General features: G+C 66.1%; 13 protein-coding genes. 6 read left to right on the top strand and 7 right to left on the bottom strand.

The window, feature by feature from the left end; genetic code table 11:
* Positions 1–14: 14 nt before the first annotated feature.
* The 3 genes from metG to KUW62_RS11140 all read right to left on the bottom strand — a co-directional run bounded on the left by metG (position 15) and on the right by KUW62_RS11140 (position 4,349).
* Complete coding sequence (gene metG, locus KUW62_RS11150) at positions 15–1,724, bottom strand: methionine--tRNA ligase (protein ID WP_224815553.1); 1,710 nt, start codon at positions 1,722–1,724, stop codon at positions 15–17.
* 69 nt (positions 1,725–1,793) lie between these two features.
* Positions 1,794–3,026 carry a serine hydrolase gene (locus KUW62_RS11145; RefSeq protein WP_224815552.1) on the bottom strand — a complete coding sequence of 411 codons (1,233 nt, stop codon included), beginning with the start codon at positions 3,024–3,026 and terminating at the stop codon, positions 1,794–1,796.
* A gap of 102 nt (positions 3,027–3,128) precedes the next feature.
* Entirely contained in the window at positions 3,129–4,349 is a 1,221-nt protein-coding gene (locus KUW62_RS11140; RefSeq protein ID WP_224815551.1) for an MFS transporter, read from the bottom strand.
* Positions 4,350–4,652: 303 nt separating this feature from the next.
* Between KUW62_RS11140 and KUW62_RS11135 the strand changes: the two genes are divergently transcribed.
* Positions 4,653–5,111: a hypothetical protein gene (locus KUW62_RS11135; protein WP_224815550.1), complete on the top strand. Its 459-nt coding sequence runs from the start codon at positions 4,653–4,655 to the stop codon at positions 5,109–5,111.
* Between the two features lie 72 nt (positions 5,112–5,183).
* Here the strand turns inward: KUW62_RS11135 and KUW62_RS11130 are convergent, their stop codons facing one another.
* Positions 5,184–5,813 (bottom strand): ImuA family protein, encoded by a 630-nt coding sequence (locus KUW62_RS11130; RefSeq protein ID WP_224815549.1) that lies wholly within the window; start codon positions 5,811–5,813, stop codon positions 5,184–5,186.
* Between the two features lie 147 nt (positions 5,814–5,960).
* On the opposite strand from KUW62_RS11130, the gene KUW62_RS11125 reads away from it, so the two are divergent.
* A complete protein-coding gene (locus KUW62_RS11125; protein ID WP_224815548.1) occupies positions 5,961–7,004 on the top strand; it encodes an aldo/keto reductase in 1,044 nt (347 codons plus the stop codon).
* Positions 7,005–7,029: 25 nt separating this feature from the next.
* The gene (locus KUW62_RS11120) at positions 7,030–8,172 is read left to right on the top strand and encodes a thioesterase family protein (RefSeq protein WP_224815547.1); all 1,143 of its coding nucleotides are present in this window, start codon (positions 7,030–7,032) and stop codon (positions 8,170–8,172) included.
* Here KUW62_RS11120 and KUW62_RS11115 read toward each other — a convergent pair.
* Positions 8,160–9,023 carry a helix-turn-helix domain-containing protein gene (locus KUW62_RS11115; protein WP_224815546.1) on the bottom strand — a complete coding sequence of 288 codons (864 nt, stop codon included), beginning with the start codon at positions 9,021–9,023 and terminating at the stop codon, positions 8,160–8,162. The genes KUW62_RS11120 and KUW62_RS11115 overlap by 13 nt on opposite strands.
* A gap of 129 nt (positions 9,024–9,152) precedes the next feature.
* On the opposite strand from KUW62_RS11115, the gene KUW62_RS11110 reads away from it, so the two are divergent.
* Both KUW62_RS11110 and KUW62_RS11105 read left to right on the top strand, forming a co-directional pair.
* Entirely contained in the window at positions 9,153–10,034 is an 882-nt protein-coding gene (locus KUW62_RS11110; protein WP_224815545.1) for a fatty acid desaturase, read from the top strand.
* Between the two features lie 36 nt (positions 10,035–10,070).
* Complete coding sequence (locus KUW62_RS11105; protein WP_224815544.1) at positions 10,071–10,985, top strand: DMT family transporter; 915 nt, start codon at positions 10,071–10,073, stop codon at positions 10,983–10,985.
* 9 nt (positions 10,986–10,994) lie between these two features.
* Here KUW62_RS11105 and KUW62_RS11100 read toward each other — a convergent pair whose 3' ends face one another.
* Positions 10,995–11,687 carry an NUDIX hydrolase gene (locus KUW62_RS11100; RefSeq protein ID WP_224815543.1) on the bottom strand — a complete coding sequence of 231 codons (693 nt, stop codon included), beginning with the start codon at positions 11,685–11,687 and terminating at the stop codon, positions 10,995–10,997.
* On the bottom strand, positions 11,660–12,082 hold the full coding sequence (locus KUW62_RS11095; protein ID WP_224815542.1) for a DUF983 domain-containing protein: 423 nt from the start codon (positions 12,080–12,082) through the stop codon (positions 11,660–11,662). The genes KUW62_RS11100 and KUW62_RS11095 overlap by 28 nt, the downstream gene beginning before the upstream one ends.
* Positions 12,083–12,243: 161 nt before the next feature.
* Between KUW62_RS11095 and KUW62_RS11090 the strand changes: the two genes are divergently transcribed.
* Entirely contained in the window at positions 12,244–12,735 is a 492-nt protein-coding gene (locus KUW62_RS11090) for an EF-hand domain-containing protein (RefSeq protein ID WP_224815541.1), read from the top strand.
* The last annotated feature ends 28 nt before the right edge of the window (positions 12,736–12,763 follow it).

Raw genomic sequence — 12,763 nt, 5'->3', positions numbered from 1 at the left:
CCGGTTAGGTCGATCTATGTGCGCAAACCCGAAAACCGCTCGGCCCAGTCCTCGCGTTGCTCATCGGCGATCTTTGCGAAGAGGACGTCCGGTACGGTGAAGGCGTGGCCGCCGGGCAGGCGGTTCAACGCGGTCTCCGCATCCGTGGGCCAGTCAAGCTCCACTCCCATCGCATCGGCCATGGCGCGGGCCGCGTCGGGGATGAAGGGGGCGGACAGGCCCGCATAGAACGGGATCAGGTTCAGGGCGAAGCGGGTGATCGCGGCGGCGCGGTCGGGATCTTCCTTGAACGCGGTCCAGGGGGCCGCAGCTTGTAGATATTCGTTGCCCGCAACCCAGATCGCCCGAAGCTCCGCCGCGGCCTTGCGGATGTCGATGGCATCCATGTGGGATTGGTAGGCGGCAAGGCGCTTTTCCAGATCCGCGATGAGGGCGGTTTCCTGTTCACCGTATTCACCGGCCTCCGGCACCGCCTCGCCGAATTTGGAGCGGCAGAATTTGGTGATCCGGCTGACGAAATTTCCGAGCACGTCGGCGAGGTCCTTGTTGACGTCTTGCTGGAACGCCTCCCACGTGAACTCTGAATCAGAGGTTTCGGGCGCATGGGACAGCAGCCACCAGCGCCAATAGTCGCTTGGCAGGATCTCCAACGCCTGATCCATGAACACACCGCGCCCCTGGGACGTGGAGAATTGGCCGCCATCGTAGTTCAGGTAGTTGAAGGACTTGATGTAATCGACCAGCTTCCACGGCTCGCCGCTTCCCAGGATCGTGGCGGGGAAGCTAAGGGTGTGGAACGGCACGTTATCCTTGCCCATGAATTGCACGTATCGAACATCATCGGCACCCTTATCCACACGCCACCAGCGTTCCCAATCGGAAATCGAACCTTCCTCCACAGCCTCGGCTGCGCAAGCGATATATTCGATCGGCGCGTCGAACCAGACGTAGAAAACCTTGCCTTCCATGCCCGGCCAGGGCGCATCCCCGCGCTTTACCGGAATGCCCCAATCCAGATCACGGGTGATGCCCCGGTCCTGCAACCCGTCGCCGTCATTGAGCCATTTCTTGGCGATGGAGGTGGTGAGGATCGGCCAATCCGTCTTGGAATCGATCCATTCGTTGAGTTGGTCGCGCATGGAGGATTGGCGGAGGTAGAGGTGCTTGGTCTCCCGCACTTCCAGATCGGTGGAGCCCGATATGGCGGAGCGCGGCTCGATCAAATCTGTCGGGTCCAACTGCTTGGTACAATTCTCACACTGGTCGCCGCGGGCCTTGTCATATCCGCAATTGGGGCAGGTGCCCTCGATATACCGATCAGGGAGGAAGCGGCCATCGGCGTTGGAATAGACCTGTTTTTCAGACACTTCCGTGATCAGGCCCGCATCGGCGAGGCGGCCCGCGAAATGCTGGGTGAGGCGGTGGTTCTGGGGCGAGGAGGAGCGCCCGAAATGATCGAAGGACAGGCGAAAGCCTTTGGCCAGGTCGGCCTGCACGGCCCACATCTCAGCACAATATTCATCGACCGGCTTGCCCGCCTTGGCCGCCGCAAGTTCCGCCGGGGTGCCGTGTTCGTCGGTGGCGCAGAGAAACAGAACCTCGTGGCCCCGCGCGCGGAGGTAGCGGGCATAGAGGTCGGCGGGCAATTGGCTGCCCACCAGATTGCCGAGGTGCTTGATCCCGTTGATGTAGGGAATGGCGCTGGTGATGAGCGTGCGGGTCATGGAACTGGCTTTCGGCGCGGGACGGTTTTGCCAGAGGCTTAACGCCGTGCCGCGCCCAAGGCCAGTGGCCTATTCCATCAGATCGGCGAAGGTCGTCCCCAACGCGGTATCCCCGGCGGAAATGCAGCGCCCGGACCAATTGGCGACGATCACCGTGCCGTCGCCGCGCGCGTGGACATAGGCACCAAGGTTGGGGCCGCCATTGTGGCAGAACATCCCACCATGGGAGATCTGCGCGCCCGCGCCATCGCCGTGGATGGTATAGCCAAGGGCGTAGTTTTCACGCATCGGGCGGCTGGCGGGATCGTCGATGCGGGGCTGTCCGGCGGTGAACCAATGCTGGGCGAGGCGCGCGTAGCTTTCGGCCGACATCTCCCACCCGCCATAGGAGGAGCGGGAGCCCATCTGCCCGTGGATGGTGGCATCGGTGATGCCCGCTGGCGTCACCACGCGGTCCAGGCAGGCCTCCGAATAGGATTGACCGGTCAGCGCCTCGATCACCACGCCGAGGACGGCGTAATTGGTGTTGTTGTAGAAAAATGTGCGCGGGGTGCCTTGGATATTCTCCTCCCGCAGGGCCTCGGACGCGATGCGGCGGTGCAGGCCGAGAGCGCCGTGCAGGTCGCTGCCCATGGTGCCTTGGGTCAGGTCGGGGGCGAGGCCGGAGGTGTGGGTGACGAGGGAGGCGAGCGTGATGTGCTCGTTCCAAGCCTGCGGCGTGACCCGGACGGCGGACATCTGATCGGAGATTTCACCGAGCCGCGTGTACCAGCCAAGCCCGTGTTCGTGCAGCACGATGTCGAGGCAGATGCCGGTGATGGCCTTGGAGAGGCTGGCGACGGGAACGGAGGTGGCGGTGTCCCGCTCCAACCCCGTGCGGTGCATCGTGCCATCGGGCGACAGGACGACGAGCGCGCCTTCGGTCAGGCCGTGGGCGGCCATCCATGCGCGCCAGGCCGCGTCGATATCCAAGGCGAGGGGCGCGGTGTCGGGTGCTGGGGCGGCGGCGACCTGCGGCGGTCCGGCGCTGACGGGGACATGGGTGAGCGGCTGGGAAGGTGTGAAGCTTGCATCGGGCGGAAGGGCGGCAGCGGGGGCCGTCTGCCCTGGCGCGGCACGGGGTGCGCCGATCAGCGTGGCGGCCAGGTCGCGCAGCACGCCGGGATCAGCCTCGGGCAAGGTGGATGCAACCTCGAACGACGGGGCCGCGTCCTCCTCCGCCGGGCCGAGGAACAGCGCCGCAAGGGCGAGGGTGAAGGCGCCGCCGACAAGGACGAGGAGGAGGCGTTGAAGAAAGACCATGGCAGAGGCTCGCACGCGAAGGGACAAGGAGTTGCGCGCGATATGGCCCGGCGAAGGCGTCAGAATTGCGACGGGAGCTTGGAGATTCCGCGAAGCTGCCCGCTATTTGTCGCCGTTGCGGCGGAACAGGCGACCCGCCTGGAAGGAGGTGCGCGGGATCCAGACATAGGGCTGGCGGGTGTCCGATGCCGCGCGGCGGCGCATCCGGATCAAGCCAAATACGATCAGGAACAGATGCGCGGCGGAGATGAAATAGAACAAGGAGGCCGGACCGAAGGCGCTGATGAGGCCCGAGGTGGTGAGCGGGGCGACGATGGCGCCGCAGGCGAAGAAGAACATCAGGGCGGCCGAGAGCTCGATCCGCTGGTCGTCGCTGGCCCAGTCATGGGCATGGGCGGCGGAGACGGAGTAGATCGGGAAGGTCGTGGCCCCGAAAAGGAACGCGGCGAAGAAGATGCCCGCCTGCCCAAGGCCGGGCACGGCGATCGTGATGGCGCATGACACGATGGAGGCGGCGGAGAACCCGATCAGGACCCAGCGCCGGTCGTAGCGATCCGCCAGAAGGCCCGCGGGCCATTGCGCGAGCGCGCCGCCGAGCACGAAGGCCGCGAGAAACAGGCCGATGGAATTGGGCGCGAGGCCCACTTCGGTGCCGTAAAGCGGGCCGGTCATCCTGAGCGACGCGCCCGACACGCCCGAGACGACCACGCCACCCACGGCAAGCGGTGACAGGCGCCACGCCAGCATCGGGCGCAGGCGCGGCGTGCCGGTCGCCATGGGCTGTTTCAGGCGGGTGAGCGCCAGCGGCAGGAGGGCGGCACAGCACAGGATCGCCAGCAGGTTGTAGGAGACGTAGGAGGCGGGCGCGAGGAACCCGATCATGAACTGCGCCACCAATTGCCCGCCGGTATCCACCATCCGGTAGACGCCCATGGTGCGGCCCCGGTTCTCGTTCGTGGCCTTGGCCTGCAGCCACGCCTCGATCACCGTGAAACATCCCGCGATGCAAAGGCCCGAGGCCACGCGCATGGCGGCCCAGGCGTAAGGGTCCACGACGACCATATGGGCCAGAAGCCCGATCGCGCCCAGGGCAGTGAAGACGGCGAAGGCGCGGGAATGGCCGACAGTGCCCATCAGGCGCGGCGCCCACCAGCAGCCGATGAAGAATCCCAGGAAATGGGCCGAGCCCAAAAGGCCGATCTGCCCGTTGGTGAAGCCGAGCGCATTGCCCGACAGAACGTCGAGCGGCCCCACGCCGGACGAGGAGAGTTGCAGCAAGATCACCGACGCGAACAGCGCGGCGAAGGAGATGAGGAGGCGCATGGAACAGCGGTCCCGGTGGGTACGGATTCGGCTTAGGAGGGTCGGGCGGAGAGGGCAAGGGGAATGCGGCGTCCGCCCGGGCTCTCAACGTTGGTGAGGGGGCAAGCATGTGACGTCATTCGAAGAAGAGGTTTTCGGTATTGGCCCGGCTGCCGCCTCTCGGGGTCGGTGCTGCCAGGTCGGTCTGTGTGCAGAGGCAGCGGAGGGCGGGTCTGAGCCCAGACCTACCGACATTGCAGATGCAGAATTGACCCTAGCGGGAATGGGTATAGCGTGTCCTTGGATGCAAAAGGAACGCTTTAGATGAATGCTGGCCCCATAGAAATCTACAGTCCGCGTATCGCCGCTAATCGCGGGATGTGGGATTTAGGTGCAATTCAGTTCAAGGTTTATGAAATACTTGCTGAAGGCAAGACTGTGACCAGCGAGATGATAGAGACTGCCAAAGTCTTCCTAGGCGAAGAGGTTATCGACGATGCACAGAAAATGGGTGATAGCAACGGCTTAGGTTTCGTAATCATTCATCCCGGTGATCTTGGATTAACAATCGCAGCGCAGTGGTGGGCGCAAGGTTCGGTCCTTTGCCAACGTATCTATCGTCGTCAATATGATGATGCAGTTCCATTGGACACGATCAATCGTCCTGCTGTGGCGTGTGTGTGGGAGCTGGAGATTATCACGGCAGAGCAAGCCATTTGGCGCGAGACGATGATGAAGTCACAACACGACAAGTCTGCCTATCTCCAGACATTTGCGAGCTAGTTATCAATGACCGCTTCGTCCGCAGACCGGGCGTTGCCGGTTTCGACCAAAGAACGACTTGGGCCGGTTCGTTCAGGCGGGTTCGATCTGGGGCGTCGGGTCTGTCTGTTTCACGGTTGGCCTGCCGTCCGTGCCCCGCACCACCGACCATTCCGCGGGCGGGGCATCGCGGGCGCGCAGGCGGGACAGGGACCATGTGGGGGTGTCGGATTGGTGGGCGGGTGACAGGCGCCAGCGGCTTTCCACCCCCGCGGCCCCGCCATCGCCGGGCGTCAGCAGCAGGCAAAGGGGCGCGCGGCCCGTCCGTTCGCTTCCGGTTTCGGCGGCCAGGTGCAGGCGGCGCACGGGCGTGAGGCCCGGCGGTTCGGGCAGGTCGACGACCACGAGCGGCAGGAGGCCGCTTCTGAGCCCTTCCTCCGCGCACCACAGAAGGTCGGCGGGGCGGCAGCAATTCACCAAGACCACGCGGCCGGGATCGACATCTGCCCGGGCGCCGGCCATGTGCAGGCGGTCGGGGTGCCAGTCGGGGCGAATCCAGATGATCGGGTCGGTGCAGGCCTGCGCCAGCCACAGGGCGAAGCGGCGGCGGGCGGTGCCGCAGGCTTCGTGGGCGCGCAGCCCGGCAAGCTCGAACCGGTCCAGAAGCCGCAGGCCGGGGCGGGTGCGGCGGTGGGATTGGCGGGTGAGGCGAGAGATGTCCATGGGCTCCTTTATAGATGTTCATGAAATGTTCTCAAGCCTTGCGCTCCGTCATTTCCCCGTTACCTTGCGGATTTCATTCGGGTGAATGGCGGGTTTCACCCACCCGACGCCCCGATCCCAAGCCCCGCCCGAAAGGACCGATCCGACATGCGCAACGTTCCCCTTGGGGCCACCGACGAGACCATCACCGATTACTGCCTGGGCACGATGACCTGGGGCAACCAGACGCCCGAGGATCAGGCGCATCGGCAGATGGACATGGCGCTGGAGGCCGGTATCGACGTGATCGACACCGCAGAGATGTATCCCGTGAACCCGGTCAAGGCAGAGACGGTGGGCAACACGGAACGCGTGATCGGCAATTGGAACGCCGCCCATCCGGCACGGCGGGGCGACTACAAGCTGGCCACCAAGATCTCGGGCGAGAATGGCGGCTTCGTGCGGCCCGGGCAGCCGATCACGGGGGCCACGTTTGCGGAGGCGTTGGAGGGCTCGCTGGAGCGGCTGAGGACCGATTACATCGACATCTACCAACTGCATTGGCCGAACCGGGGCAGCTACATGTTCCGGCAGAACTGGACCTACGTGCCCAAGGGCGACAGGGCCGAGATCCTGGACAACATGCGCGACGTGCTGGACGCGGCGGGGGCGGCGCAGAAGGCGGGCAAGATCCGGCATTTCGCCCTGTCCAACGAGAGCGCCTGGGGCACCGCGCAATGGCTGCGCCTGTCGGAGGAGCTGGACCTGCCCCGCGTGCAGACGGTGCAGAACGAATATTCGCTGATGTGCCGGCTTTACGACACCGACATGGCGGAGTTGTCGGTCCATGAGCGCGTGACGCTCCTGGCGTTCTCACCGCTTGCCACCGGGCTTCTGACCGGCAAGTACCAGGGCGGACGCATCCCCGAGGACAGCCGCATGTCCCTGAGCCCCGAGATGGGCGGGCGCAGGACCCCCCGCGCGTTCGAGGCGGTGGATGCCTATCTGGGCGTGGCGGAAAAGCACGGGCTGGACCCGGTGCATATGGCGATGGCGTTCACGGTGCAGCGGCCCTTCGCGGTGTCGAGCATCTTCGGGGCCACGACCTGCGCGCAGTTGCAACATATCCTGGACGGCAAGGATCTTGTCCTGTCCAACGCGGTGCTGGAGGATATCGACGCCGCCCACCGGGCGCATCCGATGCCCTATTGAGGCCGCGTCGCGGGGGAGGGGCGTGATGGCGCAGATACTGGTCTACGGCGACAGCAACAGCCATGGCACGATCCCCCTGCGGGTGCTGGGCGGGTTCGACCGGCATCCGAAGGCCACGCGCTGGCCGGAGCGGATGGCCGACAGGCTGGGGCCGGGGGTCGAGGTGATCTGCGAAGGGCTGCCGGGGCGCACGACGGTGCATCACGATCCGGTCGATGGCGGCAATCGCAACGGGGCGGAGGTTCTGCCTGCGATCCTTCCGAGCCACGCGCCGCTGGATGTGGTGGTGCTGATGCTGGGGACCAATGACCTCAAGCCGCGCTTCGCCACCTCCGCCTTCGACATTGCGAAATCGGTGGAGCGGTTGGTAGGGATCACCCGCGCGGCGCTGCCGGAGGTGGGCATCGTTGTCGTCGCCCCCGCGCCGGTGCGGGAGACGGGCGTGCTGACGGAGGCTTTCGCGGGCGCGGAGGCGCGGCAGGCGGGGCTGGAGGATCACTTCGCGGAGATGGCGGCACGGCAGGGCGTGACCTTCGTGCGGGCGGGCGATCATGTGCAGGTCTCCGATATCGACGGGGTCCATTGGGAGGCGGAGGATCACGTCCGCTTCGGCGATGCGATGGCGGATATCCTGGGCGGGATGCTGGACGTGACGCTGGCCACGCCGAAGGCGGCGGGCAGGTTGGCGGAACCGGACCCGAGCCTGCCGCAGCCGCCCGTGACGCTCGACCGCGCGGTGCCGAGGGACTGGGTCGATTACAATGGCCACATGAACGAGGCCCATTACCTGACCGTCTTTTCCGACGCGACGGACCAGATGCTGGACTGGGCCGGGATGGATGCGGCCTGCGTGGCGGAGGGCCATTCCGTGTTCACGGTGGAGACCCATATCCGCCATCTGGACGAGGTGAATATCGGCGACCGGATCGAGGTGCGGACCCGCGTGATGGAGGGCGGGGGCAAGAAGCTCCATGTCTGGCACGAATTGAGCGTGGGCGGGCGGCTTTGCGCGACGGGCGAGCAATTGCTGCTGCATATGGACCTGTCGACCCGCCGCTCCGCCCCGCCGAGGCGGGATGTGGCGGCGTGGTTCACGACCGCAAAGGAGGCCCATGCGGGATTGCCCGCGCCGGAAGGCGTCGGCCGTTTCGTGGGTCAGCGCACCTGATCACGCAAGCCGCGCAGGTAATCGGGAATGTCGCGCGCGGACACCGTCGCCTCCCGCACCAGCCAGTCGAAATGCTGCGTCACGGCGCGGACCCGGTCCCGGTCGCGGAAGGCGATGTAATGACGGCCCATATAGATCACCGCCATCATCGGCCCGAACACCGTGACCGGTGAGGAATAGACAGCGCGGGCATCGAAGAGGAAGATCCGCAGGCCGGGATAGAGCCGGTCATAGACCTCGATCATCCAATCGAGCTGTTCGATCCGGTCGGCGGCGGCGAGGCCCTTATAGTAGCCTTCGCCCCGCGCGAAGCTGTCGATCTCGTGGACGGCCATCGCCATCTCGTAATCGCTAAGCGTCAGGCGCAGCCAATCCAGACGCTCCGCGGCGGCGTCGATGGCCTCGTCCGGGCGGCGATTGGTGATCGGCGCGTATTCCCAGCGCAGCATCGCGTCGGTCTTGAGCACGTCGGGCAGGGTCGCGGGGACGTGGCGGATCTTGTAGCCCTCCGCTTCCTGCTGCCACTCGAAGATCTGGTCATCGAGCGTGGTGGCGCGCCCGGTCTCGGAAATCGAGAGCGACGATTCCAGGAGCGCGCCGGCCTGTTCCGGCCGGTCGGTCAGGCCGAGGAGCCAGTCGGCGGAGACGTCGAGGGCCTGCGCGCAGGCCGCGACCACATGGCCGCCCGGCACCCGGCTGTCGCCGTCGGCCAGCATCTGCGTGACCGTGGAGCGATCGACCTGCACCGCACGGGCCAGCGCCGCGCGGCTGAGGCCGGAGGCGGTCAGCGCGGCCATGAGGCGGTCGCGGAATAGGTCCGCGCGCTCTCTTTTGTCGATCAAATCCAGCATCGTTGAGAAAATCCAGCAATGTTGTTTTCCTGTGGAGAAAACACGGACTGCCCGCCCGATGCAAGGTGTCATAGGTTTGTCATACCCGGCGGTCTGACCCCGCTGGTTCTCAACAGCGTTGGAGCAAGGATGCGGATCGAGTGGCCGACACTCGCCCTGATCGGGCTGTGTTATGCCGTCTGGCTGGCGGCGATTTTCTGGGTGGCGGGGTTCAGCCCGACGCTCGCCATCGTGGTCGCGGCCCTTGCCATCGCGCTGCACGCATCGCTGCAACACGAGGTCCTGCACGGCCATCCGTTCGGCGACCGGCGTTTGGGGGAGCCGTTGGTCTTCGCGTCCCTGAACCTGGCCATCCCCTATATCCGGTTTCGCGACACGCACCTGGCGCATCACATGGATGCGACCCTGACAGACCCCTACGACGATCCCGAGAGCAATTATTTCGACCCGGTGGCCTGGGCCGCCTTGTCGGGTCCGGTCCGCGCCGTGCTGGCCGTCAACAACACGCTTCTGGGCCGGATGCTGATCGGGCCGGTGGTGGCGCAAGTGATGTTCATGGGGGCGGATGCGCGATTGATCCGGGCGGGGGATCGCGGCGTGTCGTGGGCCTGGGCCTGTCACCTGGGGCTGAGCGGCGCGATCCTTTGGCTGGTCGCCGTCTCACCCATGCCGGTCTGGGCCTACCTCTTGGCGTGTTACGGGGGCCTGTCGATCCTGAAGATCCGCACGTTCCTGGAGCATCAGGCCCATGAACGCGCGCGGGGCCGGACGGTCATCATCGAGGATAGGGGCCCCCTCGCGTTCCTGTTTCTCAACAACAACCTCCACGTGGTTCACCACATGCATCCCAAGCTGCCGTGGTACCGGTTGCCGAAGATCTATTTCAACAACCGAGAAAAGTACCTGCGCCGCAATGATGGCTATTGCTATCGCAGCTACGCGGAGATCTTCCGCCGCCATCTTCTGCGCGCGAAGGACCCGGTGCCCCATCCGATGATGCTGCACAAATAACTTGGCAATCCGCGCCCGCGCGCGCATGAGGCTGTCATGCCTTTGTGGATCGTCGCCTCCGTCTTTGCTGCGTTCATGCAGAACCTGCGGTTCCTGCTGCAACGGCACCTGAAGGTCACGACCCTGTCGACGGGCGGCGCGACCTGGGCGCGGTTCGCGTTCGCGGTGCCGTTCGTGGCGCTGGCGCTGATCCTTTATCGCGGCGTAAGCGGACAGGCGATGCCGGGGATCGGGCCGGGATACTGGGCCTTCGTCGTCACCGGGGCACTGGCGCAGATGTGTGCAACGGCCTGTGTCGTGGCGCTGTTCGCGCGGCGGAATTTCTACGTCGGCATCACCCTGAAGAAATCCGAGGTGATCCTGACCGCTTTCGTGGGTCTGGTCGTGTTGGGGGAGGCCGTGTCCCTTCCGGTCCTGGTGGCGATTGCCATCGGTTTCGCCGGCGTTCTGGCCCTGTCGGACCCCCCGAAGGAGGACGGGCTGCCGTGGACCAAGCGCGTGTTCAACGCGGCCTCGGGCTATGGCCTGGCGTCGGGTCTGTTGTTCGGGGTCTCCGCCGTTTGTTACCGCGGGGCGACGCTGGCGCTGGAGGGCGGGGATGCGCCGCTGCGGGCGTGCGTGGCGTTGTTGACGGCGACGCTGGTGCAAAGCCTGTCGCTGGGTCTGTGGCTGGCGCTGCGGGAGCCGGGGCAGATCGGCAAGGTCTTCGCGGCGTGGCGCGTGGCGCTGCCGATGGGCCTGACCTCCATGCTCGGCTCAACCGGATGGTTCATCGCCTTCGCGCTGCAAACGGCGGCCTACGTGAAGGCGGTGGGGCAGGTGGAGCTGGTCTTCACGTTCCTCTTCTCCGCCTTCTGGCTGAAGGAGAAGACCAGCCGGAACGAGGTGATCGGCATCGCGCTGGTGGTCGTGTCGCTGGCGATGATCCTGTGGGCGGGGCTTGGCGCGTAGCGGGCGCGATCAGAGCCGCCGGAACCGGCTTTCCTCGGTCGAATTGTCAAAGAACGGCACGCCGGGTGTGGCGCGGCCTTCGACGCGGGCGGCCAGTTCGGCCAGCACGACCTCGGTGATGAAGGGCATGTCGAAGCCGCGCACCTCATCGAGCGGTATCCATTGCAGATGGTTCAGCTCATCCTCGGCGCCCGAGAAGTCATCGGCGTCCGAGCCAAGCGCGCTGTCCTCCACCAGGAAAAAGCGGGCATCGAAGCGGCGCGGGCGGCCCGGGGGCGTGATGGCGCGGAAGACGTATTCCATCGCCTCCCCGTCGGGCAGGTGGCCGGTCGCCAGGTAGCCGCGCCAGCCGCGGGGCGCGGTGATGTCGGCGGCGCGGGCATCGCGCGTGCCAAGGAGCAATCCCGTCTCCTCCCACAATTCGCGCACGCCTGCGGCCATCAGCGCGTTGGCATCGGCCCCGCCATCGGACAGGCGGCTGAGGCAATCGGGGCGCAGCGGGCGGGCGAAGGGGATGTCGGCATCCACCACATCGACGGCCCCGCCGGGAAAGACGAATTTCGACGGCATGAAGGCCGCGTCCTTGCCGCGCTGGCCCATCAGCACCCGGGGCCGCGTGGCCGCGTCGCGCAACACGATCACAGTGGCCGCATCGCGGATCGGGGCGGGGTCGTTCAAAATCCGTGCATCCGCTTGGCCCATTGCACGCCCACGATCAGCCCCTTGAAGCGCGGCAGCAGCGCCAGCGCCATCACCGTCACCCCGATGGAGAAGGTGAGCGCGAGAACCCAAGGCTCCGGCTGGTAAAGCTCATAGGTCAACAATTGCAGCGTGCCCATGACCTTGGCGGTCAGCAGGATCGAGAGGTAAGCGGGCCCGTCATCGGCGCGCGCATGGCTCAGATCCTCCCCGCAGGCGGGGCATCCCTTGCGCAGCTTGAGATACCCTTCGTACAGCGCGCCCTCGCCGCAATTGGGGCAGCGGTGGCGCAGGCCCTTGGCGATGGCGGGCCAGGCCGGACGCTCCGCCCGCGCGGGGGTGTAGAGCGTCTGGTCATCGGGCAGGCCGGAATGCGGGGTGTCGGGATGCGTGTCCATGGGCGGAAGATGCGCCTCCGCAGGGCAATCGTAAAGGGCCGCGGCCCGCGACTTTGGCGCGCATTGGGCAGGCCCGCGACCGCGCCCGGAAAATAGTTTCGACGGAATTCCGCGCCCCGCCCGTGGGACATACCAGACACGCAGACAAAAGGAGTATTCGCATGTCCCTATGGAAAGCAGGCATCCTTGCCCTGATGATCCCCGCCGCCCTGGCCGCCCCGGCCTTTGCCCAGGATCAGGGCGACCGCCCCGGCCCGCGCTTCATCTTCGAGGAGCTGGACGCGGACAATAGCGGCGCCGTGACGCTGGAGGAATTGCAGGCGGCAGGAGAGAACCGGTTCGCCCGCGCCGATACCGACGGCGACGGCAACCTGACCCGGGCGGAGCTGATCGCGCAGGGTCAGGGCCGGATCGAGGCCCGCGTCGACCGGATGCTGGAACGCGCAGACAGCGACGGCAACGGGATGCTGACCCAGGCCGAGCTGGAAGAGGCGCGCGAGGATCGCGGCCGCCATTCCCGCCGCGGCCCGAGCCCGGAGCGCATCTTCGAGCGTCTGGACGCCAATGGCGACGGAGAGGTCACGCAGGCCGAGTTCGACGAGGGCGTCGCGCGCTTCATCGAGCGGATGGGCAACCGGCGCGGCGGCAACTGAGCCCTGACGCTTGGGGGCGGTCCGCGCA

It is taken from the genome of Hasllibacter sp. MH4015 (genome assembly GCF_020177575.1).
Classification (GTDB): domain Bacteria; phylum Pseudomonadota; class Alphaproteobacteria; order Rhodobacterales; family Rhodobacteraceae; genus Gymnodinialimonas.
Note: the sequence above shows the minus strand (reverse complement) of the source record. Positions and strands in the feature narration are given on the sequence as shown.